This is a genomic window from Priestia abyssalis, assembly GCF_002019595.1.
Lineage (GTDB): Bacteria > Bacillota > Bacilli > Bacillales > Bacillaceae_H > Bacillus_BA > Bacillus_BA abyssalis.
The window spans coordinates 1,789,568-1,815,977 of the sequence record NZ_KV917369.1; the positions used below are offsets into that span (position 1 = coordinate 1,789,568).

The 26,410-nt window shown below is 41.8% G+C and carries 18 protein-coding genes; 17 read left to right on the plus strand and 1 reads right to left on the minus strand.

Going from position 1 to position 26,410, the window contains the following annotated elements:
• Positions 1–86: 86 nt before the first annotated feature.
• The 13 genes from nasC to BK575_RS08400 all read left to right on the plus strand — a co-directional run bounded on the left by nasC (position 87) and on the right by BK575_RS08400 (position 18,409).
• Positions 87–2,237 carry an assimilatory nitrate reductase catalytic subunit NasC gene (gene nasC, locus BK575_RS08340; RefSeq protein ID WP_078409967.1) on the plus strand — a complete coding sequence of 717 codons (2,151 nt, stop codon included), beginning with the start codon at positions 87–89 and terminating at the stop codon, positions 2,235–2,237.
• A 247-nt stretch (positions 2,238–2,484) separates the two neighbouring features.
• Positions 2,485–4,899 (plus strand): nitrite reductase large subunit NirB, encoded by a 2,415-nt coding sequence (nirB, locus tag BK575_RS08345; RefSeq protein WP_078409968.1) that lies wholly within the window; start codon positions 2,485–2,487, stop codon positions 4,897–4,899.
• A gap of 35 nt (positions 4,900–4,934) precedes the next feature.
• A complete protein-coding gene (gene nirD, locus BK575_RS08350; protein ID WP_078414704.1) occupies positions 4,935–5,267 on the plus strand; it encodes a nitrite reductase small subunit NirD in 333 nt (110 codons plus the stop codon).
• A gap of 185 nt (positions 5,268–5,452) precedes the next feature.
• Positions 5,453–6,223: a uroporphyrinogen-III C-methyltransferase gene (cobA, locus tag BK575_RS08355; protein WP_078409969.1), complete on the plus strand. Its 771-nt coding sequence runs from the start codon at positions 5,453–5,455 to the stop codon at positions 6,221–6,223.
• 396 nt (positions 6,224–6,619) lie between these two features.
• Entirely contained in the window at positions 6,620–8,827 is a 2,208-nt protein-coding gene (locus BK575_RS08360) for a 5'-nucleotidase C-terminal domain-containing protein (RefSeq protein WP_078409970.1), read from the plus strand.
• Positions 8,828–9,182: 355 nt separating this feature from the next.
• On the plus strand, positions 9,183–11,300 hold the full coding sequence (locus BK575_RS08365) for a catalase (protein ID WP_078409971.1): 2,118 nt from the start codon (positions 9,183–9,185) through the stop codon (positions 11,298–11,300).
• 119 nt (positions 11,301–11,419) lie between these two features.
• Positions 11,420–11,989, plus strand: a complete 570-nt coding sequence (locus BK575_RS08370; RefSeq protein WP_078409972.1) for a TetR/AcrR family transcriptional regulator — start codon at positions 11,420–11,422, stop codon at positions 11,987–11,989.
• A 51-nt stretch (positions 11,990–12,040) separates the two neighbouring features.
• Positions 12,041–12,982, plus strand: a complete 942-nt coding sequence (locus BK575_RS08375; RefSeq protein ID WP_078409973.1) for an SDR family NAD(P)-dependent oxidoreductase — start codon at positions 12,041–12,043, stop codon at positions 12,980–12,982.
• A 245-nt stretch (positions 12,983–13,227) separates the two neighbouring features.
• Positions 13,228–14,493: an ATP-binding protein gene (locus tag BK575_RS08380; RefSeq protein WP_078409974.1), complete on the plus strand. Its 1,266-nt coding sequence runs from the start codon at positions 13,228–13,230 to the stop codon at positions 14,491–14,493.
• A 210-nt stretch (positions 14,494–14,703) separates the two neighbouring features.
• Positions 14,704–15,102 (plus strand): IS200/IS605 family transposase, encoded by a 399-nt coding sequence (gene tnpA, locus BK575_RS08385; protein WP_078409975.1) that lies wholly within the window; start codon positions 14,704–14,706, stop codon positions 15,100–15,102.
• A gap of 11 nt (positions 15,103–15,113) precedes the next feature.
• Positions 15,114–16,223: an RNA-guided endonuclease TnpB family protein gene (locus BK575_RS08390; RefSeq protein ID WP_078409976.1), complete on the plus strand. Its 1,110-nt coding sequence runs from the start codon at positions 15,114–15,116 to the stop codon at positions 16,221–16,223.
• Between the two features lie 214 nt (positions 16,224–16,437).
• Complete coding sequence (locus BK575_RS08395; RefSeq protein WP_169907659.1) at positions 16,438–18,171, plus strand: S-layer homology domain-containing protein; 1,734 nt, start codon at positions 16,438–16,440, stop codon at positions 18,169–18,171.
• Positions 18,155–18,409: a DUF3006 family protein gene (locus BK575_RS08400; RefSeq protein ID WP_169907661.1), complete on the plus strand. Its 255-nt coding sequence runs from the start codon at positions 18,155–18,157 to the stop codon at positions 18,407–18,409. Before BK575_RS08395 ends, BK575_RS08400 begins: the two co-directional genes overlap by 17 nt.
• Positions 18,410–18,701: 292 nt before the next feature.
• Here the strand turns inward: BK575_RS08400 and BK575_RS08405 are convergent, their stop codons facing one another.
• On the minus strand, positions 18,702–19,352 hold the full coding sequence (locus BK575_RS08405) for a LytR/AlgR family response regulator transcription factor (RefSeq protein WP_078409979.1): 651 nt from the start codon (positions 19,350–19,352) through the stop codon (positions 18,702–18,704).
• A 262-nt stretch (positions 19,353–19,614) separates the two neighbouring features.
• Here BK575_RS08405 and citZ point away from each other — a divergent pair, with 262 nt between their 5' ends.
• The 4 genes from citZ (at position 19,615) to BK575_RS08425 (ending at position 26,387) form a co-directional block, all read left to right on the plus strand.
• Positions 19,615–20,754 (plus strand): citrate synthase, encoded by a 1,140-nt coding sequence (gene citZ, locus BK575_RS08410; protein WP_078409980.1) that lies wholly within the window; start codon positions 19,615–19,617, stop codon positions 20,752–20,754.
• A gap of 48 nt (positions 20,755–20,802) precedes the next feature.
• The gene (locus BK575_RS08415; protein ID WP_078409981.1) at positions 20,803–23,703 is read left to right on the plus strand and encodes a 2-oxoglutarate dehydrogenase E1 component; all 2,901 of its coding nucleotides are present in this window, start codon (positions 20,803–20,805) and stop codon (positions 23,701–23,703) included.
• A 20-nt stretch (positions 23,704–23,723) separates the two neighbouring features.
• Complete coding sequence (gene acsA / locus BK575_RS08420) at positions 23,724–25,574, plus strand: acetate--CoA ligase (protein WP_139367998.1); 1,851 nt, start codon at positions 23,724–23,726, stop codon at positions 25,572–25,574.
• A 144-nt stretch (positions 25,575–25,718) separates the two neighbouring features.
• The gene (locus tag BK575_RS08425) at positions 25,719–26,387 is read left to right on the plus strand and encodes an adenylate kinase (RefSeq protein WP_078409982.1); all 669 of its coding nucleotides are present in this window, start codon (positions 25,719–25,721) and stop codon (positions 26,385–26,387) included.
• Positions 26,388–26,410: the final 23 nt, after the last annotated feature.

The window sequence follows — 26,410 nt, forward strand, 5'->3', positions numbered from 1 at the left end:
ATTGAGCTATTAAGCAGAACTTATTATAGAAGATTTATCAGCAGAAAAGAGGATGAAGGAAATAAATAAGTAAAGGATGAAGTAACTTGACTGATTTATTATTAAAATACTTTCGGACCAAGCAGCAGGAAGTGCAATCGGAAAAAACGTATGATACGCAGTGCCCATATTGCAGCATGCAATGTAAGATGCAATTGATTGAACAATCTATCGTCTCAAGAAAAAAGTACACGACAATCGGAAAGGATAATCCAACATCCGAGGGGCGTTTATGCATTAAAGGGATGAATGCACATCAGCATGCTTTGCATAGTGATCGAATCAAGTATCCATTATTGAAAGTGAACGGTGAATTTGTTCGTATTTCTTGGGAAGAAGCGTTAAAGCATATTAAAGAAAACTTCGCCAAAATTCAATCAGAAGACGGAATGAATGCATTAGCTGTTTATGGCAGTGCCTCCATCACGAATGAAGAAGCGTATTTGCTCGGTAAATTTGCACGTGTCGCCCTAAAAACAAAATACATTGATTATAACGGGCGTTTATGTATGTCCGCTGCTGCTTCGGCAGCCAGCCAAACGTTTGGGATGGACCGGGGGTTAACCAATAGCTTGTCGGAAATTCCGTTTGCACGCTGTATCATATTAGCGGGCACAAATATTGCGGAATGTCAGCCGACCATCATGCCGTATTTTGAAAAAGCAAAAGAAAACGGGGCGTATATTATCGCCATTGATCCCCGTGAAACGGCAACAACGAAAATAGCCGATTTACACTTAAAAGTGAAACCGGGAACGGATGCGGCTTTAGCGAATGGACTATTAAAAGTGATCATTGAAGAAAATTACATCGATGAAACCTTTATTCAAGAAAGAGCGAATGGCTTTGAGGAAGTAAACGAGTATGTATCTTCTTTGGATTTAGAAGAAATTGCCCAAATGACTGGTGTCCCGATCGAACAAATTCGCAAAGCGGCTGTGGCGTTCGGCCGGGAGGAAACGGGCATGATTTTTACGGCCAGGGGAGTGGAACAACAAACAGACGGATCGATTGCCGTAAGAAATTTCCTGAATATTCTTATTGCTACAGGTAAAATTGGAAAGCCATACTCCGGTTACGGAGCAATCACAGGGCAAGCGAATGGTCAGGGGGCCCGGGAGCATGGCCAAAAGGCGGATCAGCTTCCGGGATATCGTTTGATTGAAAACGAAGAACACCGGGCCTATATTGCGAGCGTATGGGGAATTAACAAAGATGAGCTGCCAACAAAAGGGGTTTCAGCTTACGAAATGATGGAGAAAATTCATGACGGCGAGATTACGGGCATGCTTTTAATGTGTTCCAACCCTGTTGTTTCCAATCCAAACGCAAACTTCGTCAAAGAGGCATTAAAAAAATTAAAGTTTTTTGTGGCAGTCGATTTATTTGTTTCAGAAACTGCTAAACTAGCCAATCTTATTTTGCCGACCACATCCTATTTGGAAGATGAGGGCACGATGACCAATCTGGAAGGGAGAGTAACGCTGCGGGAAGCAAGCTATCCAAGCCCGGGAGAAGCGAAACATGACTGGCAGATTATTTGTGACATTGCCCGTGTTCTTGGAAAAGAGAACTATTTTTCCTTTTCATCTGCGGAAGAGATTTTTAATGAATTAAGGGTGGCAAGCCGCGGCGGAATTGCTGACTATTACGGTATTACGTATGACCGCTTGAGAAAGGAAGGCGGCATCTTATGGCCGTGTCTTGACGTTGAACATAAAGGGACAAAACGATTATTTGAAACATCTTTTGCGCATCCTGATGGGAAGGCGTCTATGGTTGTTGTTTCAAATAACCCGGCTGTTCCGAAAGAAAAACCGAATGAAGAGTTTCCGCTCTATTTAACGACGGGCAGAGTTATGTCACATTATTTAACAGGCGTACAAACAAGAAAAAGTCCATCATTAGCAGCGAGAAATTTTGAATCATTCATGGAAATTCATCCAACGACAGCATTAAAATACAATATTCAAGACCATTCATTGGTGAAGATTGAATCCAGACGGGGAAGTATTGTGGTCAGAAGCAAATGGTCGGAAGCGATCCGCCAGGACACGATTTTTGTTCCTTTTCACTGGGATGAGTCTCAAAATGTCAATCGACTTGTGTCGAAGGAGTTGGACCCTACATGTCGAATGCCGGGATTTAAAGTCAGTGCAGTGAAAGTGAGTTCCACGATGGATTTGGTGTCCAATTAAAAGAGATTGACACCTGAAATTATATGGGAAAAGAAGGGCATGCCGTAAAGGCAGTGCCCTTTTTGAGTTTTTGGGAAACTAGATTACCGTGATAGGAGAAATGGAACAAAATATTTATTAGAGGATTTGAAATGTTGCGAAAACTATGTGAGGAAATCTCACACGATGAGTCACGTATTTAGCGAGCCATGGTATAGTGTAGGAAACTTATATAACTAAGGCAGTTTTTTAAGAGGAGGAACGTCAGGTGGAAAAGAAGAAACTGGTTCTTGTAGGGAATGGAATGGCTGGTGTTAGAGCCATCGAGGAAGTATTAAATGTATCAAAGGAAAAATTTGAGATTACGATTTTCGGAAGCGAGCCGCATCCGAATTATAATAGAATTCTATTATCAAAGGTGCTGCAAGGAGATACGAAAGTCATCGATATCACGTTAAATGACTGGGATTGGTATAAAGAAAACAATATTCAATTATATACAGGGGAAACGGTTATAAAGATCGATTCCGAGAAAAAAGTGGTCATAACCGATTCAGGAAGAACGGAACCTTACGATGAATTGATTTTGGCAACGGGTTCTCTTCCATTTATCCTTCCAATTCCGGGAGCGGATAAAAAAGGAGTGACAGCCTTCCGCGATATTAAAGATACGGATGAAATGCTGGCTGCTTCAAAACGATATAAAAAAGCGGCCGTGATCGGAGGCGGGCTGCTCGGACTGGAAGCGGCAAGGGGCCTTTTAAATCTAGGAATGGATGTTTCGGTCATCCATCTTGCTCCATACTTAATGGAACGCCAGTTAGATCCAACAGCAGGTAAACTATTACAGACAGAATTAGAAAAACAAGGAATGAAATTTTTATTAGAAAAACAAACGCAGGAAATCTTTGGGGATGATCGCGTAGAAGGATTGAGGTTTAACGACGGAACGGAACTGGAAGCGGACTTAGTGGTTATGGCGGTTGGGATCAAACCAAACATCGGATTAGCCAAAGAAAGCGGTCTTTCTGTTAACCGAGGGATTATCGTCAATGACTATTTGCAAACAGATGTCCCGCATATTTACGCTGTCGGAGAATGTGCCGAGCATAATGGAATTGCTTACGGGTTAGTTGCCCCGTTGTACGAGCAAGGAAAAGTATTAGCGAAGGCAATCTGCGGTGTGGAAACAAAGCCTTACCAGGGATCGGTACTATCTACTCAATTGAAAGTGTCCGGTGTAGAAGTATTCTCTGCCGGTGACTTCACAGAGGGAGATGACAAAAAAGCGATCAAGGTATTCGATGAACAGGACGGTATTTATAAAAAAGTTGTCTTACGAGGGAATCAAATCGTCGGAGCTGTGTTATTCGGTGACAGCAGTGACGGCAACCGCTTGTTCTCTATGATTCAAAAACAGGCAGATATTGCGGAGACAGCGAAGGTATCGATTTTGCAGCCGATTGGTGAAGAGGCAGGAGGAAGCTTAGTTGCCAGCATGACAGATGATGAAATCATTTGCGGCTGTAACGGGGTGTCAAAAGGTGCGATTGTCCAGGCAATCCAACAGCAAGGCTGCTGCTCGGTTGATGAAATTAAAGCATGTACAAGTGCTTCCCGTTCTTGCGGCGGATGTAAACCGCTTGTAGCAGAAGTCCTGCAGCATACGCTTGGGTCAGAATTTGATGTGAATGCTCAAAAAGAAGCCATCTGCGGTTGTACCACATTATCAAGGGATGAAGTGGTAGAAGAAATTAGAGCGAAAGGATTGACTCATACAAGAGAAGTCATGAATGTCCTTGGCTGGAGCACAGAGGAAGGCTGTTCTAAATGCCGTCCGGCTCTTAACTACTACTTAGGAATGGTCAATCCAACAAAATACGACGATGAAAAAGAATCCCGTTTGGTTAACGAACGGATGCATGCGAACATCCAAAAGGATGGAACATACTCGGTCGTGCCTGCCATGTATGGCGGCGTAACCAATTCAAAGGATTTAAGAAAAATCGCAGATGTGGTGGACAAATATGAGATTCCATTAGTTAAGTTGACAGGCGGCCAGCGTATCGACTTATTTGGGGTCAAAAAAGAAGACTTGCCAAAGGTGTGGGAAGATCTGGATATGCCGTCTGGATATGCTTATGGAAAATCTCTTCGTACGGTTAAAACATGTGTCGGCGAACAGTTCTGCCGTTTTGGTACGCAAGATTCAATGGCTCTTGGAATCGCAATTGAAAAGAAATTCCAGGGTCTCCAAACGCCTCATAAAGTGAAAATGGCGGTATCCGCTTGTCCAAGAAGCTGCGCTGAATCCGGCTTTAAAGATATTGGATTCATTGGCATCGACGGCGGCTGGGAAATTTACGTCGGCGGTAACGGCGGAACCCACGTACGCGGCGGAGACTTGCTATACAAAGTAAAAACAAACGAAGAAGTAATGGAAATTACAGGTGCCTATTTGCAATATTACCGTGAAACGGCCAACTATTTAGAGCGTACATCCGCGTGGATTGAGCGCGTTGGTTTAGCGCACGTGCAATCGATTTTAGATGATAAGGAAAAACGGAAAGAGCTGAACGCTCGTATGGAAGAAACATTATCCATTTTCAAAGATCCATGGAAAACGATTATTAAAGACGATAAGAAGAAAAAAGAATTATTTGAAAATGTTGTAATGTCGTAATGTTGGAAGGATTATTCAAAGGAGGAAATGACGGCATGGTGAACAAAAGCGTAACGAAGACGAAAGTATTAGTGGGTTCAACCAATGAATTTCCAGATCGCTTGGGGAAAACGGTTTGTATTGGTGATAAAGAAATTGCTGTATTTAAATTGTCAAGCGGCAGCATCCGTGCGGTTGAAAACCGCTGCCCGCATAAAGGCGGAGTGTTAACTGAGGGAGTGGTGAGCGGAGAATTTGTTTTTTGCCCGATGCACGATTGGAAGATTTGCCTGGATGATGGGAAGGTACAAGAACCGGATACGGGATGTGTCAAAACATATAAAACATCGATAGAAGGCGATGAAGTTTATCTTCTTATCGAGGGTTAGTGAGCCAAGAGGATATGCGGGTGGTCCAGCAACGGATCATCCGCATATCTTCCTTCAAAGGAATGTTTGCATTAATGGATTGAAGCGATGGAAATTTAACAGAAAATTCTTTTGTAGAGTCATTATTTTTGGACAGGCTGACTGGCATCCAGTTAATCGGCATCAGGAAGGAGTAAGAAACGAACATGAGACGAGAAAAGGGGAAAGTCTATATTGTAGGAGCCGGTCCCGGTGATCCGGATCTAATAACAGTTAAAGCGGTTAAATGTTTGGAAATGGCAGATGTGATTTTATATGATCGGCTGGTCAATCCGGTACTGCTGCAACATGGAAGGATAGAAGCCGATTTCATCTATTGCGGCAAAGCTCCCGGAAAACATTGTGTTTCCCAGGATGTCATTCACCAATTAATGGTGGAAGAAGCGCTGGAGGGTAAAACAGTTGTTCGTTTGAAAGGCGGGGATCCGTTTGTGTTTGGCCGCGGCGGCGAAGAAGCGGAAGTACTCGTCCAAAACGGAATCGAATTTGAAGTGGTGCCTGGCATTACCTCCGGAATTGCGGCCCCGGCTTACGCGGGAATTCCTGTCACTCACCGGGAACTGGGCCGGTCTTTTGCCATCGTCACAGGCCACTGTATGAGCGGAAAGCCGGAAAGCATCCGCTGGGATCACTTAGCCCATGGGGTGGACACTCTGGCGATTTATATGGGAATTAAAAACCTTCCTTATATATGTAATGAACTGAAATTGTGCGGAAAAAATCCTGAAACTCCTATCGCCGTCATTGAACAAGGAACGACCGGTTATCAGCGAACGGTGACCGCTACGCTTGAAACTATAGTGGAAGTGGTCAAAAATGAACAGATTGCCAATCCCGCTATGATTGTTATTGGGGAAGTCGTGAGATTATCAGGAAGATTATCTTGGTTTCCGGAAAAAATATATGAATCTATCTAAGAGGATGAATTAAAAGGGGGGGGGAAGCCCCCTTTTAATTCATCCTTTTGAAAGGACCCGCATGAGAATCCAGTAAAATCAAGGATTCAATGACGGGTCCTTTCAGTAAAAACATAATTTTTGTAGTCTGTTTATGAATTATGGGACAGCCGCCTTTCCGTAAAAAATGTTTGGGGTTTGATCAAGGATAACGTGAAAGCCTTGAATTGAAGTATTCGGCAATTCCTCTCACTCTTATCTGTCGAAGAGCAGTAGTTTTATGGAATATTAACACAAATTCACATGGGAATTTGAAAATTTTACAATTTCTTAATGTTCGGGTATGGCTCTTTTGCTATAATAATTTTGTACTAGAAACATTTTGTTCGCTTTTACCAGAATTAAAGGGGGATCATTATGTCGGTTAACTCTAATTATCGTAAAAAAATGTTGCATGTATCGCTGTCTGCCGCTGTTGCAGCGAGCGCAACGGTGGCTTTCGTCCCGAACGCTCAGGCGGAAGGCTCTGAATCTAGCAGTTTTAAAGATGTAAAACCGCAGGATCATTTCTATGAAGCGGTCAAAAGCTTGCAGGATCGCGGTATCGTCACGGGATATGGCGATGAATTCCGCCCGTATACGGAAGTGACACGCGCCCAAGCAGCTAAAATTATTGCCCTTGCGTTACATTTAGATACAAAAAATGTACAAGACCCTGGATTTTCAGATGTCGCGAAAGATGGCTGGTCTTACGGTTATATCGCCGCTTTGGCCAATAAAGGCATTGTAAAAGGATACGGTGACCAATTTAAGCCAAATGAGCCGTTAAGTCGAGCTCAAGTGGCAAAAATTATTGCCCTGGCTTTTGAGTTTAAGCAAGGGACATTAGAGAACTCGCCGTTTACGGATGTGAACAAAGATGATTGGTACACGGAATTTGTGAAACCGCTTCTTGACCATAACATTACGACAGGAACGACATCGACGACCTTCTCGCCGAATAACAAAGTGACCCGCGGTCAAATGGCTTCGTTCATTTTCCGCAGTGAGAAGGCAGCAGAAAGCTCTGAAGATGACAATTTCAATTTGGCATTAATGCATACGAATGATACTCATGCTCATATAGACAACATTGCGAGACGGGTTACAGCGATCAAGCAAGTGCGGGCAGAACACGCTAATTCGTTATTGCTGGATGCAGGTGATGTGTTCTCCGGTACATTGTACTTCAATGAATATAAGGGACAAGCAGACTTGGAGTTCATGAATTATATCGGCTATGATGCGATGACATTCGGAAACCATGAATTTGACCTTGGGACTGAAACGTTGGCGAAATTCGTTGAAAATGCCAAGTTCCCATTCGTCAGTGCAAATGTCAATTTTTCAAAGGATGGGAATTTAAAAGACCGTTTCAATGATGAGTTATCGACTGATCCGCTCGATGGTGAAATTTATAATGGAATCGTGAAAGAGGTAGACGGTGAAAAAATCGGTATCTTCGGTCTAACAACAGCAGAAACAAAAGATATCTCAAGCCCTGGAGATGATGTTGAATTCGAAAACTATATTGAAGAGGCACAAAAGGCCGTTCAGCAGTTCGAAGCACAGGGAATTGATAAGATTATTGCTCTCACGCATATCGGCTACCAGGATGGCGGCGGAGACAATGATGCAACATTAGCGAAGGAAGTGGAAGGAATTGATGTCATCGTCGGCGGCCACTCCCATGATAAGTTAGAAGCTCCTGTTGTTGATATGACAGGAGAAGAGCCGACTGTCATCGTCCAGGCGAACGAATACAGCAAGTTCCTTGGCGTGTTGGATGTGGAATTCGATGAAAATGGACAAGTAGTGGAACATAATGGAGAGTTGATTGACATCGATCAAAAAGCAAGTGATGAAAAAGATGCACCGTACGTTTTTCAAGATGATGCGGAAGCAGCCAAAATCCTTGCAGAAAAATATAAGCCGGCCGTTGATGCATTTAAGCAAACAATTGTCGGTACAACAGCGGTTGCATTAGACGGTGAGCGTGCAAATGTCCGTACAAAAGAAACAAATTTAGGGAATCTCATTACGGATGGAATGCTGGCAAAAGCAAAAACAATCAATCCGAATACGGTTATTGCCCTGCAGAATGGCGGCGGAATCCGGGCGTCCATTGACAGCGGCGACATGACGTTGAGTGAAATCTTAACGGTCCTGCCGTTCGGGAACTCTTTAGGAATTATGGAGTTAACAGGGCAAGAAATCATTGAAGCGCTTGAGCATAGCGTAGCTTCGGTACCGGCGGAGCAATCTGGAGCCTTCTTGCAGGTTTCCGGTTTGAAATTCACGTATGACAGCGGAAAAAAGGCTGGTGAAAGAGTAGTAGCTGTTGAAGTGAAAGAAGACGGCCGAACGTATGTGGCATTAAATCCTGAAAAGAAATACTTTGTAGCAACAAACACGTTTACGGCTAAAGGCGGCGACAGCTATACGGTATTCAAAAAAGCGTATGAAGAAGGGCGACTAAGCGAACCTGGATTTGTCGACTGGGAAATGTTCAAAGACTATTTCACAGCGAACCCGACCGCCATTCCGGCTGTAGAAGGCCGCATTGTGGATATCGCTCAAAAATAATGGCAGAAATGGCCAATCGTTTCGACATAATCTAGAAAACTAGTAGAGAAAAAAGATATATGAAAAGCCTCCGATTCTGCGTCGAATCGGAGGCTTTATGTTTAGGGCTGGTCTCCCGTTGTATGAATGTAAGAATGCAACGGGGGCCAGCCCTTTTTTGAAAGAATAGTAGAAAAGTTTTGAATCGCTAGTTTAGGTATTAAAACATGGTGGTATAACATGCAAGAGATGTATAAAAAAGTTGCCGAGCCGCATTCATGGCCAATACTCGGGAAAAGTGTGAAACTGCTAAAAAGTACATAGCACCGGAAATCTTACTGCCCGTCAGTACGGGATTAATAGGAGGGAATAAAAAATGGACAAAAAACAAGAACAAAAGACTATCGGATACGAACAAAGCAAACAAAAGCAGCTGGATGATTTTCGTGTTGACGACAGCGGTCAAAAGCTGACGACAAATCAGGGACTGCGTGTCTCCGATGATGAGCATTCACTAAAGGCGGGGGAACGAGGCCCCACAATCATGGAGGACTTCCACTTCCGTGAGAAGATGACACACTTTGATCATGAGCGAATTCCAGAGCGGGTTGTTCATGCAAGGGGATATGCTGCCCATGGATATTTTCAAGTATACGAACCTATGAAAGAGTATACGAAGGCAAAGTTTCTTCAAGATCCGTCTGTTAAAACTCCAGTATTTGTTCGCTTCTCCACGGTAGCGGGTTCCCGTGGTTCGGGTGATACGGTACGGGATGCGAGAGGATTTGCGACCAAATTTTACACAGAAGAGGGAAACTATGATCTTGTCGGCAATAACATCCCTGTTTTCTTCATTCAAGATGCCATCAAATTCCCGGATTTAGTCCACTCTTTTAAGCCGGAGCCGCATAATGAAATGCCTCAAGCATCTACGGCACATGATACGTTTTGGGACTTTGTGGCCAATAATACAGAATCGGCCCATATGATTATGTGGGCGATGTCTGATCGGGCCATACCTCGCAGCTACCGGATGATGGAAGGGTTCGGGGTCCATACGTTCAGATTTGTCAATGAGGAAGGGAAGGCACGTTTCGTCAAATTCCATTGGAAACCGGTACTTGGCGTTCATTCACTTGTCTGGGACGAAGCGCAAAAATTAGCCGGAAAAGATCCAGACTTCCACCGCCGAGATCTTTGGGAAGCGATCGAGATGGGGAATTATCCGGAATTTGAGCTTGGCGTCCAGATGATTGAGGAGGAAGATGAGTTCAACTTTAATTTTGATATTCTCGATCCGACAAAAATTTGGCCGGAAGAAATGGTACCGGTTCAAATTATCGGTAAAATGACGTTGAATCGGAACGTCGACAATGTCTTTGCTGAAACGGAGCAGGTAGCGTTCCATCCAGGGCATGTCGTGCCTGGGATCGATTTTTCAAATGACCCATTGCTTCAAGGGCGGCTTTTTTCTTATACCGATACACAGCTCACAAGACTAGGCGGCCCTAACTTCCATGAAATTCCGATCAACCGCCCGGTTTGTCCGTTTCATAATCATCAGCGGGACGGTATGCATCGTATGACGATCAACCGAGGCCCTGTCGCCTACCATAAAAACTCTTTGCAGGGGAACGACCCGAGTCCTGCATCAGCAGAAGAAGGCGGTTATGTCCATTATCAAGAAAAAATAGACGGACGAAAAGTTCGCCGGCGCAGTGAAAGCTTCAAGGATCATTATTCTCAGGCCACTCTCTTTTGGAATAGTATGTCGGAAGTAGAACAACAGCACATTATTAAAGCTTTTCGTTTTGAGTTAGGAAAGGTAAAGAGCAAAGATATTCAACAGCAAGTAGTAGACATGTTTAGTAACGTAGACCAATATCTTGCAGAGCAAATTGCTGTTGGGATTGGAGCCAAACCGCCGGTAAATGCTAAAGGCAGCGGAGTAACCCTTTCTTCTCCGGCTTTGAGTCAAGAGAATACCATTAAGGTTCCGGATACGAGAAAGGTGGCCGTTCTAGCCGAAAATGGATTTAATGATTCAGAAGTAAATGAAGTCATAGATGCTTTGAAAAAAGCCGGCGTAACCGCAGAAATTATCAGCAGTCATTTAGGTATGATTACAAGTGCGGACGGTGAACAGCTTGAAGTGACCCATACATTCCTCACAAGCGACTCCGTGTTATTTGACGCTGTCTATGTAGCAGGCGGCCAACAAAGTGTTGATCAATTAAAGGGGCAAAAAGAAGCAATGAATTTCATTGGTGAAGCATTCAGTCATTACAAAGCGATTGGAGCCGTCGGTGAAGGAAGAGAACTGCTTGCTGCTGCGAATATTCCTGGTATTGAAACAGCTGCACAAGTAACCGGGAAAGAAGTGTATTCAACGTCAGGAGTAGTATTCAGCCGAGATGCTGAAAATATGGATGCGTTCAATGAAGCATTCATTGATGCTATTGCTGGACATCGTCATTGGATGAGAAAAATGTAAAAAGGGGATGGATCAAAAGGGCTTTTTTGTCCATTTGATCCATCCTTTTCTTTATAGTTGACAACTGGAATTTAATTACATAATATATTATTGAACAGTGGTTAATAAAGGAGGATCTCATGTCACCGCGAAAATCTGTCGAACAAGAATTAACACGTGAAATGATCATGGGTGCAGCAAGGGATTTATTCGTAAAAAAAGGGTATCAGCATGTATCAATGAGACAAGTTGCCAAGGAATTAAACTATAGTCATGGTGCTATTTACTATCATTTTAAAAATAAAGCAGAATTATTCTATGCGATGGTAGAAGAACATTTTCACATGCTGGATCAAATATTGGATGATATTTTGAAGCAGAATTTGGAGCCGGAGGAAAAGCTGAAACAGGTTTTGTTAGGTTTCATCAAGTTTGGGCTGACACATCAAAGTCATTATGAAATTATGTTTTTAATTAAAGACGAGGAAGTCAGAAACTGTATGAATCAAGGTCCTGATAAAAGCTATGAAAAGTTTGCACAAAGCGTGTACTCTTTATGCAAAAACAACATAACGATCCAAGAAATATGGTCTATCTTTTTATCTCTTCATGGGTTTGTCACTCATTATAGCCGTCATGTCACCGACTATGATGATGTAAAGGATTTAGCTCTTTCCCATGTTCAATTTCTATTAAAATCCGTCATTTAATTTTTTTTGAAAATTATTGACCAGTGGTTAATTAAAAAGGAGGAAGTTGAAATGAAAAAAGCATTGGTAGTAGGGGCTTCAGGTGGAATGGGATATTCTATTGTAAAAGAGTTATCCCGAAGGGGGATAACCGTTACTGCTTTCGCGCGTACACAGGCTAAATTGGAAAAATTGTTTAAGGGAGACCCGAATGTTACCATTTTTACGGGTGATATATTTCAGATAGACGATTTACGGGAGGCAGCCTCAGGAGTGGATGTCATTTTTCAGGCCGCAAATCTCCCATATTCAGAATGGGAAGAGAAATTAGCTGTCTTCATGTCCAATATTGTAAACGTTTCGAAACATCAGGGGGCAAAGCTTGCCATTGTAGAAAATATCTACGCTTACGGGCGGAGTAGTGGTAAGAAGGTAAGTGAAACAACGCCTAAAAATCCGCATACGAAGAAAGGAAACATTCGATTACAAGTGGAGAAGATGGTGAAAGAGTCAGGTGTGCCGGCTTTAATTGCCCATTTCCCGGATTTTTACGGCCCTAATGCTGAAAATACGATTTTGCACTATACACTTCAAGGTGTAGTAAAAAATAAGAAAGCAAGTTTTGTCGGAAACCAGGAGATTGCAAGAGAGTTTATCTTTACCCCGGATGGTGCAAAGGCCATCGTTAACTTGGCATTAAACGAGAATGCATATGGCCAAAACTGGAATATTCCTGGATATGGAGTCGTAACGGGGAGGGAGATCGTTCAAACGATTCGAACCATCACCGATTATAAGCAACGAGTTTCGACTGTTACAAAAAATATGATCAGATTTCTCGGTCTATTCAATCCAAATATGAGGGAAGTGGTGGAAATGTTTTACTTAAATGAGGAACCGGTCGTATTGAGCGGCGAAAAATATGAAAAGCTGATGGGCCCAGTGCCTTGTACCTCCTATGAAGAGGGGTTGAAACAAACGATTGAGTATATGAGGGGGAAATTGGTCGAATAGATTAAAAGATAATCAATATTACTTGTCTATTTTCTTTAGAAACCTTCCCATTGAGAGGAAAAACAGATATGATGTAATATGAATCAATATTATGGTCTTTTATGTGTAAGATCTTTTCATAAGCGGTTGCCAAGAAATGATTCAAATCTTGACAACCGCTTACTTATGCTTGAGGAAGGCTCATTTTCTGCCGGATACATACAAAAGTTGATGACTTGAATTGGGCAATTGAGGAGGTGCATCTTTTGTTTATTAATATTATTAAACCCTTAATTGTAAATTACACCATCCTTATATCATTGGTAGTAAATGCAAATATGTTTATCCCTTTTAGCCGATCGTCCTTTGATAACTACAAAAAACGGGCAGCTTACTCGTTAATGGGCACTTTTGCAGCGCTTTTATGCATGGTTTATCCTATCGAAGTCTTAAAAGATACGCATTTTGATTTCCGGATGGTTATTATTTTAATATTAACCCTTTATTGCGGAGTGTTTGCTGGTGTTTTTTGCACGGTCTCTGTTTCAATCACGCGCTACTTTATTGGCGGTGATTTTGTAGTGATAGGGGTTGTGATTAATTTAATAGCGTTGATTTGCAGTGTTCTCCTAAGAAGAGGATTTGTACAATCAAATAATAGAGTCCATTTTTCTGTAGTAGTATTTACAATGTATCTTTTGATTTCGGTTGTGCTGTTAGAGACATTCATTCCTTTTTTAAATTTCTCTTTTTATGTCATTTATTATTTAATATTTTTTATCTCATTCGTAGGGATGATTTTTGCGATAGAAAAAATGATTAGCAATAATCAACAGTTAGATGAATCCGTATACCTTGAAAATCAAAAAACAGTAGGACACATGGCCGCAGCATTTGCCCACGAAATAAGAAATCCTTTAACAACCGTCCAAGGTTTTATACAGTTTTTAAAAGAAGGGGATAATCATAACCAGCTATATAAGTTTTCCGATTTAATTCTCGAAGAATTGGAAAGAACGAATAGGATCATAACGGAATATTTATCTCTCGCTAAACCGGGAGACATGAAGCACGAATGCTTTATCGTTGAGGAAGCTGTAAGAGAGACGATAAAACTTTTAAACCCTACTGCACATTTACACAATGTTTCTATAGGTTATCATGAAGAAGGTGAACATTTCATCCATGGTGACAGACAGTACTTGAAACAAGCTCTTATAAACATTATAAAGAATAGTATAGAAGCGATAGAACAAAAAGGTAAAATCATAATCTGCATTAAAAAAGTTACGAGCAGGGACAAGGTCGTGATTTCTGTTAAAGACAATGGAATTGGCCTAACAGAAGATGAAATTAAACAAATCGGCCTGCCTTATTATACGACAAAAACAAAGGGAACAGGGTTGGGTACGATGGTTGTCAACAAAATTATTAGAGACATGGATGGAACGATCAAATATAAGAGCATAAAGGGAAAATGGACGAAAGTGGAAATCTACCTTCCATTATCGACAGCAAACGAACAAAAGTGATTCTAGCAATCTAAGAAGAAAACTCCCGGGTGTTGATGACAGGTGTTTTTAACGCATTGTCCGAAAGAAGTCTCCTTCCTCAAAAATTTTTGAAGGGCTGATAAGCCCAATTTTAGGTGGGAGATGAATTTCGGTTTGGCGATAGCCAAAAGGATTTGCTCTTTATTTTTGATATAATCAGTCTTATAAAACAAAAAGGTTGATGTATCAATGAAATTAGATAGCAATAATCATTCAGTGTTCTTGTTGTATTACCATCTTGTTTTAGTCGTGAAATACAGACGAAAAGTGTTCGATAATGAGATGTCAGATTATGCAAAAGATATGTTTGTGAGATTGTCTGAAAATTATAACATCACATTAATTGAATGGAATCATGACGTAGACCATATTCATATTTTATTCAAGGCGCATCCAAATACAGAAATGACAAAGTTCATCAATGCGTATAAGAGTGCAAGTTCTCGACTGATTAAACGTGATTTCCCTAAAGTTAAAAATAAGTTATGGAAAGAAATGTTTTGGTCGAGAAGCTTCTGCCTAGTAACTACTGGAGGTTCTCCAATAAATATAGTTAAAAAATATATTGAAAATCAAGGTGAAAAGTGAGGTGATTTGATATGTCTAAACAAAACAAAGCATACAAGTTTCGTTTATATCCTACAAAAGAACAGGAAATTTTGTTTGCTAAAACATTTGGTTGTGTTCGTTTTGTGTATAACAAAATGTTAGCTGAACGAAAAGAACAATATGAACAATTCAAAGATGATAAGGAAGCATTGAATAATTTAAAATTTCCTACACCTGCTAAATACAAAAAAGAATTTGAATGGCTAAAAGAAGTCGATTCACTTGCATTAGCTAATGCACAAATGAATTTACAAAAAGCCTATAAGAATTTCTTTTCTAACAATGCAAAGTTTCCTAAGTTCAAAAGTAGAAAAGCGAAACAATCTTATACGACAAATGTTGTAAACGGAAATATCGCTTTGTTGGATGGATATATCAAATTACCGAAACTAAAAAAGGTGAAGATTAAACAGCATAGAGAAATTCCTGATGCTCATAAGATTAAATCTTGCACAATCAGCAAGACAAAAACAGGAAAATATTACGTTTCAATTCTTACTGAATATGAAAAAGAGATAACTAAAATAGAAATCAAAAATGTCGTTGGTTTAGATTTTGCTATGGATGGATTGTTTGTAGATAGTGAGGGTGAAAAAGCCAATTACCCTAAATACTATCGACAAACAGAAGAAAAATTAGCAAAAGAACAGCGCATTTTATCACGCAGAAAAAAGGATTCTAAACGTTGGAACAAGCAACGTATTAAGGTTGCAAAATTGCATGAAAAAGTCGCAAACCAACGAAAGAACTTCCTCCATCATCAATCCAAAAATTTAGCAAACATTTATGATGCTGTCATTATTGAGGACTTAAACATGCAAAACATGTCACATTCTCTTAAATTCGGTAAAAGTGTAGCTGATAATGGATGGGGAATGTTCACGACATTTCTACAATACAAACTAAAAGAACAAGGGAAACAGCTTTTGAAAATTGATAAGTGGTTTCCCTCTACAAAGATGTGTTCAAATTGTGGAACAGTAAAAGAAATGATGCTTTCAGAACGCACTTACCAATGTTCTTGTGGTTATACAGGTTGTCGTGACCATAATTCTGCAATCAATATAAAAAATGAAGGTATTCGCTTATTAGCAATATAAGAAACAAAAACTCTTGGAACAAGAGGGTTAGCTCGGTCAATTTTCGTTGGCTAATAAAAGCAACGATAAGTCGAGAAGCCCCCACTTCAAGCAACCCGCAAGGGTGATAAGTGGTGGGAGTAGTTCACCATATTTCAAATATTTGGCTGCTGCGTATGCAATTGGAGAAGTGCTACAATTGTGTTTGTGAAATAATATGCAGGAGGATTTGAAATTGAGGAAACTACTTGGTTTATCAGCAGTGTTAGCTTTATTCATCTTTTTGGTGGTACCTTTTTCGAATCCGCAGGCAGCTGGACCGTTCAAGGATGTAAAACTGTACGAAGATGAAATTACCTATTTAACGACTAAAGAGGTAATCAAGGGGTATGAAGGAGGGTATTTTAGACCGGATGCCCCAATTAAAAGATTACAAGCCGTTCAAATGATTCTTCGTGAAAAAGGCATTACCGATTTTACAGCACCAAACCCCAACTTTATGGATATTCAGCCGGGAGATTACGGTTATCAAGAAATTGCAAAAGCCGTTCAGCTCGGGATTATCAGCGGGAAAACGGATGCTGAAACAGGCAGAAAATCCTTTGATGCTTGGGGCACGTTGACAAGAGGTCAAATGGCTAAGATTTTAGTCTTGGCTTATCATATTCAAGGAGAATATAAAGGCAGCTTTAAAGATGTTGAGCGTGGTAATTGGGTGTATGAATATGTAGGCGCACTAGCGGCAAATAACATCACGACCGGGTATGGTGATCATACATTCAGGCCCAATACAAAGATTTCAAGACAGCACTTTGCTTTATTTCTAGCAAGGCACTTAAATCCTAATTTTAAGCCGATGCCAGCGATGAAGGCCCACTTTATTGACGTAGGTCAAGGGGACAGTTCATTAATCGTGACTCCTAATAGGAAAACAATATTAATCGACGGCGGTAAACAATCTGCGGGCGAAAAAGTCGTAGCCTATTTAAAGAAGAACGGGATCGCATCAATCGACTTAGTGGTGGCGACACATCCGGACGCAGACCATATCGGCGGATTACTTGATGTGTTACAATCCGTTCATGTAAAAAAAGTATTGGACAGCGGTAAAACTCATACAACTCAGACGTATATGGAATACCTTAATCTAATAGAACAAAAAGCAATTCCTTTTGAAATTGCCAAAACAGGTAACAACATAAATGTGGATAACGCTATTAACATTCAAGTGTTAAACAGCGGGGATGCCGCGGAAGATAATAATGAAGCTTCAATCGTACTGAAAATTTCTTATGGTACGGTAGATTTTCTCTATACGGGAGATGCGGGGCTTGAAGCGGAAGCTCATATGATATCTCGCTACCATGTAGAAGCTGAAGTATTGAAAGTAGGTCATCATGGATCAGAAACGTCTTCTTCTCAGGTATTTATCAGTGCAGTGAAACCAAAAGTCTCGGTTCTATCAGTAGGTGCCGACAATTCCTACGGACACCCGGACAGCGTAGTAGTCAATCGTCTAAAAGCCATCGGTTCTAACATTTATTCAACGTCAGCTTCAGGGGACATTATTGTTACAACGGACGGCAAAACGTACAGTGCCTCAGCAGCGCCGTGGACAGGAGGTAATACGGTTACCCCTGCACCTGTACCGACACCGCAGCCAGCCGCTAAAATTGATTTAGTGAGTGTAAATGTGCAGACGGAAACTGCAATGATTAAAAATATTGGGACTGTGAATGTAGATATGACGGGCTGGAAACTTGTGAGCGTGGAAGGGAATCAAACGTATGAATTCCCGAGCGGTTATGTATTAAAAGCGGGAGCGATTGTGTATGTGACTTCAGGCAGAAATGCGAAAAATCAACCTCCGGCTTATTTAAAGTGGACAGGTTCTTACATGTGGAATGATAAGGGAGACCCGGCAAAATTAATCAATGCGGAGGGGAAAGTCGTTGAACAAATCAGGTAAGTATACAGTTGATCGGATTGAAAAAACAAAAGTGGTTTTGTTATTAAGAGACGATGAAAAAATTCAAGTTTTGGTCAACAAAGCATTTTTACCGGACGTTCAAGAAAGCGACATTGTTCATATCCTATTCACTGAAAGCGGCGATATTTCCAGATATGAAAGATTGGTTGATGAAATAGAAAACGAAAAGGCAAAAGCAAAGCAATTATTAGAAAAGCTAGTGAATAGAAATATATAAATCCACATAAATAATTTAACCTGGGCAAAGAGCGCCCATGTCATATTATTTACGCATAAGCGGCTGACAAGCTCCCTTGCGGGCTCTTGTCAGCCGCTTATACGAGAACCTTTGAGAGCCTATTCAAGATGCAGAGACCCCAAAATCCTAAAGAGGAATCACGGCCAGGGTTATGTTAAAAACTTAAATTCTATTTATATAAATAACCAAATTAACCAAACAAGCGACCTTTGACATCGATAAAGGGGTCGCTTGTTTTTGTCTATAGAGGACAGGCAGCAGGCACTTTTAATCAAAAACCGAGAGTTCGTCTTACACTCAGTACATAAGTTTGACTGACGGTTAAAAGGGCTTGATCGGGTGTTTTTAGTTTGAGAATTAAATTAGAAGACAAATCACGAGAAATGTGCTCTATAAACGAAATATTCACGATGTAAGAACGGTGAATCCGGAGAAATGTACTTGGCAGCCGTTGTTCGAGCGTTTTAAGAGTGTGGATGGCACTGTACTGGCCACCTGCTGTATAAAACCATGTTTTCTTTTGGCTGCTTTCAATATAAGCAATTTGATCAGTGGAAATCGGGCTCCAAATTTCACCTTGTTTTCCGGTTATAAAAGAAACGGGTGCTTGTCTTTTAAATGAATACGAGGGGGGCAGAATGACGGTTAAAGCACCATGAAATCCATCTTGTCCCTCTATCGGATATCCTACCCCGTAATATGGAATGCCGAATACAGATTCATCAACTAAAGATTCTACCCGAGATTTCTGCCGGTAAACACGCTCTGTAATACTTCCGGAAGGAATGGGCTGACCAGGGCGAATTTGAATATCATGAATACCTGAAAAGTAATCCAAATATTGATCTTTACCTGCGAATGCCACGGAGGCTTCTGGGGGAATCCAGTCTTCAATGAATTTTGGAATTTTAAGCACACTCATTTTTTAAATTTTCACCTCTTTCCGAATATTCAACATTATTATATCTTAAATTCTTGCTTCGTATCCACATGTTCCCTTTCATCCGTAAATAAAACGTTATATCCGACATTCCAGACAGGCGAAAAAAATTTTTTTATAATAAAACCAATTAAAAGTTTAGTCATAAAACCGATGGACGGTGAGGGAATTAGGAGAGTGTAGTCCTAGTTATATTAAATGAATGTTCGTCCAAAAATCATACTGTTAGAAAAGAGGGATAACTATGGTAAAAGCAAAAGGCTTAGAAGGAGTAGTCGCTACGACATCTTCTGTCAGTTCCATTATTGATGACGTGTTAACGTATAGAGGCTATAATGTTGACGATTTAGCCGATCATTCGAGTTTTGAAGAGGTTATATATTTACTTTGGTATAAAAGCCTTCCTACTTTACAGCAATTAACAGAATTTCGAAATGAATTAATTGAAAGCGCTTCCTTACCTTCAGGATTGGCTGCAATGATCAAAAACCTCCCCAACGAGAAAGTCCATCCAATGTCTGTCTTAACCACTTGTATATCAATACTTGCCATGTACGACGAAGAAGCTGATGAAATAACCGAAGAAGCCAATTATCGTAAAGCAATGCGTTTGCAGGCCAGATTGTCTTCCATCGTAGCAGCCTTTGCACGAATTCGCGAGGGAAAAGAACCGCTGGCGCCAAAAGCAGACTTAAGTTTTGCAGCTAACTTCTTATATATGTTAAATGGAGAAGTTCCAGATGAAGTCTCAGAGAAAGCTTTTAATAAAGCGCTTGTTCTTCATGCCGACCATGAACTGAACGCCTCGACATTTACGGCCCGTGTTTGTGTTGCCACGTTATCAGATATGTATTCAGGGGTAACGGCTGCTCTTGGTGCTTTAAAAGGGCCGCTTCACGGCGGTGCAAATGAACGTGTCATGAAAATGCTGGCTGAAATTAATGAAGTCGATGCTGTGGAGCCTTATCTTCAAAAAGCATTTGAAAACAAAGAAAAAATTATGGGATTCGGTCATCGAGTTTACAAGGACGGAGATCCAAGAGCGAAGCACTTGAGGGAAATGTCGGCACAGTTAGCGAAGGTAGCGGGCGAAGACAAATGGTATAACATGTCGATTGCCGTGGAACAAATTGTTCGAAGTGAAAAAGGCTTGCTTCCGAATGTTGACTTTTATTCGGCATCTGTTTATCACAGCTTGGAGATTCAACATGATCTTTTCACGCCGATTTTTGCGGTCAGCCGTGTGTCGGGCTGGATTGCACACATTTTGGAACAGTACGAGAATAATCGCTTGATTCGTCCTCGTGCAGAATATATAGGGCTTAAACATCAAACCTATATCCCGATTAATGAACGTGATCAATCAGAAGTTGTAAGCGTCTAAATATAATGAAGCTTCAAATGCACAGAAGAGCAGTCGGAGGTGTTCCTGATGGCGATTGAAAAGATAAATGAAGGAAATCCATGGCAAAGGTTTTTAGGTCCAAATCTTGGCTATGTCATGGAGCAATATGAACGTTATATGAATGATGCGGGCTCTGTTGATATGGAATTAAAAGAGCTGTTTGAAAACTGGGGGGCTCCCCCATCTTTTGAAACGGAACGTGCCAAAGAAACTGGCGAGGAATCAGGTGTTGCCGCTTATCGTTCATTAAATATTGACAAGGTGGTAAAAGCCGTAAAGTTCGCTGAATATATTCGTTCATACGGTCATTTAGCTGCCAAGATTAATCCTTTACAAGAGAATGTGGATGAAGCTCATGTATTGAATCCTGAAAAATTCGGATTAACGGAAGCGGATTTAAAAGAAATTCCTGCAAAAATAACTTGGGAACATACTCCGGATGGCGTTGAGACGGCAGATGAAGCGATTAAACGATTAAAAGAAATTCATAAAGGTTCTTTAGCTTACGAATTTGATCACGTACACAATCTTGAAGAGCGCACGTGGCTAACCCAAATGGTAGAGACTGGTGCGATTCACCGTTCTTTATCAAAAGAGGAACAATCAGGGCTTTTGAAAAGGCTGACGGAAGTGGAAGGTTTTGAGCAATTTTTACATCGCACGTTTGTTGGACAAAAGCGGTTCTCTATTGAGGGAGTCGACATGCTTGTACCGATGCTTGACGAACTCATTAAAGAAGGTGTGCATGACGGGGTGCACAATGTCATGATCGGGATGGCACACAGAGGACGTTTAAATGTACTGACTCATGTATTAGGAAAGCCGTACAGCAATATCTTTTCGGAATTTCAACATTCTCCGAATAAAGATCTTTTCCCTTCTGAAGGTTCACGGGGAATTAACTACGGCTGGACAGGGGATGTAAAGTATCACTTAGGCGGAGACCGCTCGATTGAAGAATCGGAAATGATCCATGCACGCATTACATTGGCGAACAATCCGAGTCATCTGGAATTTGTCGATCCTGTTGTTCTTGGATTTGCCAGAGCAGCTCAGGAAGAAAGAGGGAAGGCTGGATATCCGGAACAAGACGTCTCCAAATCGTTTGCAATTTTGATCCATGGAGATGCAGCGTTTCCGGGACAGGGAATTGTAGCTGAAACGTTGAACTTAGGAGGCTTAAAAGGTTACCAAACGGGAGGAACCATCCATATTATTGCCAATAATATGGTAGGATTCACGACGGACAGCCATGATTCGCGTTCGACGAAATATGCGAGTGATCTTGCCAAAGGCTATGAAATTCCCGTTATTCACGTCAATGCAGATGATCCGCAAGCCTGTCTGGCAGCAATCGATCTTGCTTATCAATATCGTTCACGCTTCAAAAAAGATTTCTTGATTGACTTAGTCGGCTATCGACGTTTCGGTCATAACGAGATGGATGACCCGGCTGTTACTCAGCCGCAGCTTTATAAAAAAATCAATACCCATCCAACCGTTAAAACCTTATATGCCAAACAATTGCAAAGTAAGGATATCATGAGTACAGAAGAAATAGAGAAAATCAATGAGGAAGTTCAAGGGAGACTGAAAGCTGAATATGAAAAAGTCTCTGGAAAGGCTAGGGGCGAGTCTCCTGCAGAAGTAGAAATACCGGAACTTATTGCCAAAGGAATCGCGAAGATGGATACAAAGGTGCCGCTTGATGCGCTGCGTGAGATAAACAGCGATTTGTTGAAATGGCCTGAGAATTTTAATGTGTATCCAAAGTTAAAACGGATTTTAGAGCGTCGTATTCACGCGCTTGAAGGTGAGGGGAAAGTGGAATGGGCTCTTGCTGAAACACTGGCATTCGCTTCCATTATACAAGAAGGGACACCGATTCGTTTAACCGGTCAGGATTCTGAGCGCGGCACGTTTGCCCATCGCCACGTTGTGTTGAATGACACGGAAACAGGCAAAAAGTTTTCGCCGCTTCATCGTTTGCCTCAAGCAAAAGCATCCTTTTCCATTCATAACAGTCCGCTTTCTGAAGCAGCAGTGGTCGGTTTTGAATATGGTTATAACGTTTTTGCACCTGAAACGCTCGTTCTTTGGGAGGCTCAGTACGGGGACTTTGCCAATACGGCTCAAGCTTTATTCGATCAGTTTGTTTCTGCGGGCCGTGCCAAGTGGGGACAAAAATCGAGTCTTGTACTGCTGCTGCCGCACGGGTATGAAGGTCAGGGGCCAGAGCATTCAAGTGCCAGGGTGGAGCGCTTCTTGCAGTTAGCTGCTGAAAACAACTGGACGGTAGCCAACTTGACAAGTGCTGCTCAATATTTCCATATCTTGCGTCGTCAAGCAGCCATTACCGGAACGGATTATGCCCAGCCGTTAGTTATTATGACACCTAAAAGTTTGCTGCGCCATCCACTGACCGCTTCACCTTATACATCATTGAGCGAGGGAAGCTTCCAGACGGTGATTGAGCAGCCTGAGCTTGGAAAACATCCGGAAAAAGTGGAACGTTTAATTTTGACGACAGGTAAAGCGGCGATCGATCTGGCTGGAGAAATTAATAGAATAAAAGAGAACGAAGATTTGGATTGGGTTCATGTTGTACGTGTTGAACAATTGTATCCGTTCCCGATGGAACCAATTGATGATATTCTTCGTCGTTATGAAAACCTGAAAGAAATCGTTTGGGTTCAGGAAGAACCGAAGAACATGGGAGCTTGGCATTATCTTGCGCCAATTCTGTATGATCTTTCCACTGGCAGCCGAAAAGTACGCTATATTGGACGCCCTGACCGCTCAAGTCCTGCAGGCGGTGAACCAAATGTTCATAAGAAAGAACAGGAACGTATTCTTCGTGAAGCTTTAAGCGATCGTCACGAAGACGATATGCATCAAATAGAAGAAAGAAATTTAGTGAAAAGCTAGGGGAAGGCATTCGGACTGGTGTGAAAATTGGATTCATGTCCTTTTTTATAAAAGCCGTTGTCGGTGCGTTGAAACAGTTTCCGGCATTGAACGGAAAAATCCAAGGGGATGAAGTGCTTTATATATCGAGTAAACAAGGGGGATGGGAAACGATGAAGTTAGAAACGCTTTCTGTGCAAAATGGGCAGTTTAACTTGGAAAACTATAAGGAAACATATGAGTCATTTGATTGGTCGCAAGTCGAAAAACATTTCTCCTGGAACGAAACCGGTTTAGTGAATATGGCATATGAAGCAATTGATCGTCATGCCCATTCAGAGAAAAAGAATAAAGTTGCCCTGTATTTTTCTGATAAAGAACGGAGTGAACAATATACTTTCCAAGATATGAAGGATTATTCCAATAAGGCTGGCAATGTTCTCAAAGAGGCAGCAGGTGTGGAAAAGGGCGACCGTGTATTCATCTTTATGCCGCGCTCTCCTGAACTTTATTTCGTCTTGTTGGGTGCCATTAAAATAGGAGCTGTTGTAGGACCATTATTCGAAGCATTCATGGAAGTCGCTGTTCGCGATCGCCTGGAAGATAGTGAGGCAAAGGTTCTCGTCACGACGCCAGAGCTTTTGGGGCGTGTTCCCGTAGATGAGCTGCCGCACTTAAAACATGTGGTCATTGTGGGCAGTGGTATAGAAGAAGAAGGACCGTATATCGACTTTTATAAGAGAATGGCTGCTGCAAGTGAAAATCTTGAAATCGAATGGATGGACCGGGAAGACGGTTTAGTTCTTCACTATACATCTGGTTCGACCGGGAAACCAAAAGGGGTCTTCCATGTTCATAATGCAATGATTCAGCATTATCAAACAGCTAAGTGGGTATTGGATTTAAAAGAGGACGATGTATATTGGTGCACAGCTGATCCCGGATGGGTAACAGGAACATCTTACGGCGTATTTGCCCCGTGGCTGACAGGGGCGACAAATGTCATCCGCGGCGGCCGCTTTAGTCAGAAAGAATGGTATCAAACGATCGAAAAGTATGGAGTAACCGTCTGGTATAGTGCTCCAACCGCTTTTCGTATGCTGATGGGAGCGGGAGATGGGCTTATAAAGAACTTCGATTTACGTTCATTAAGACATATCTTAAGCGTAGGGGAACCGTTAAATCCTGAAGTCGTTCGCTGGGGCAAGAAAGTGTTTGATTTGCGCATTCATGATACATGGTGGATGACAGAAACAGGAGCGCAAGTGATTTGCAATTACCCATCTATGGAAATCAAGCCGGGATCGATGGGGAAACCGATACCGGGTGTTCAGGCAGCGATTGTTGATGATCAGGGAGAAGAGCTGCCTCCGTACCGCATGGGGAACTTGGCAATTAAAAAGGGCTGGCCATCTATGATGAGAACGATTTGGAACAATCAAGAAAAATATGAATCTTACTTCCTGCCAAATGACTGGTATGTATCCGGAGATTCTGCTTACATGGATGAAGATGGTTACTTTTGGTTCCAGGGGCGCGTCGATGATGTCATTATGACGGCAGGCGAACGCGTCGGTCCGTTTGAAGTGGAAAGTAAACTGGTGGAATTCCCGGCAGTCGCTGAAGCCGGGGTTATCGGCAAACCAGATCCGATCCGGGGAGAGATTATTAAGGCGTTCATTTCATTAAGAGACGGATACGAAGCGTCAGATGCATTAAAAGAAGAAATCCGGGTCTTTGTGAAAGAGGGACTCGCCGCACATGCCGCACCGAGAGAAATCGAATTCCGTGATACTCTTCCGAAAACGAGAAGCGGAAAAATTATGAGGCGCGTTCTAAAAGCATGGGAGCTTAATTTGCCGACTGGCGATTTGTCTACCATGGAAGACTAAAAATCCAACATATGCAGCCGGCAATCTCCCTCACGGGTTCTTGCCGGCCGCTTATACGAGAACCTTTGTAAGCTTATTCAAGATGCAGGAATAGAAAAATTGAAAATAGTAAAAAACTGCAAATAGAAAAGGGAGAGATGATGGATGAATTTGTTATTGATGGGTTTGCCGGGGGCCGGGAAGGGTACGCAGGCGGAGCGGTTGGCTGAAAGCTATGATATTCCGCATATATCAACGGGAGATATGTTTCGTGCGGCGATTAAAGAAGGGACTCTCCTTGGGAAGAAAGCAAAAGAATATATGGATTCTGGCAATTTAGTGCCGGATGAAGTGACCATTGGAATCGTTCGTGATCGTTTAGCAAAAGGTGATTGTAAAAAAGGATTTTTGCTGGACGGTTTTCCGAGAACGACGGCTCAAGCCGAGGCGCTTGAACAAATGCTGGCGGAAACAGAACGAACGATTCATTTTGTGCTGAATATAGATGTTGCCCGTGAAGAATTAATGGCGAGGCTAACCGGCCGCCGCCTTTGCCGTGATTGCGGCGCGACTTATCACACCATCTTTAATCCGACAGATGTGGAAGGGGTATGCGATAAGTGCAACGGAGAACTTTATCAACGTGATGATGACAATGAAAAAACGGTAGGAACTCGATTGGAAGTGAACATTAGCCAGCAGCAGCCGCTTCTTGACTTTTATCAAGAAAAAGGATATTTACGAAGTGTTGATGGCTCGAGACCCATTGATCAAGTATTTAAGGAAATTGAAGACATTCTCAGTGAGGTTTCCCATTCATCTGTCGTTTCCTAATTGCTCAACAGATCAGAATTAAC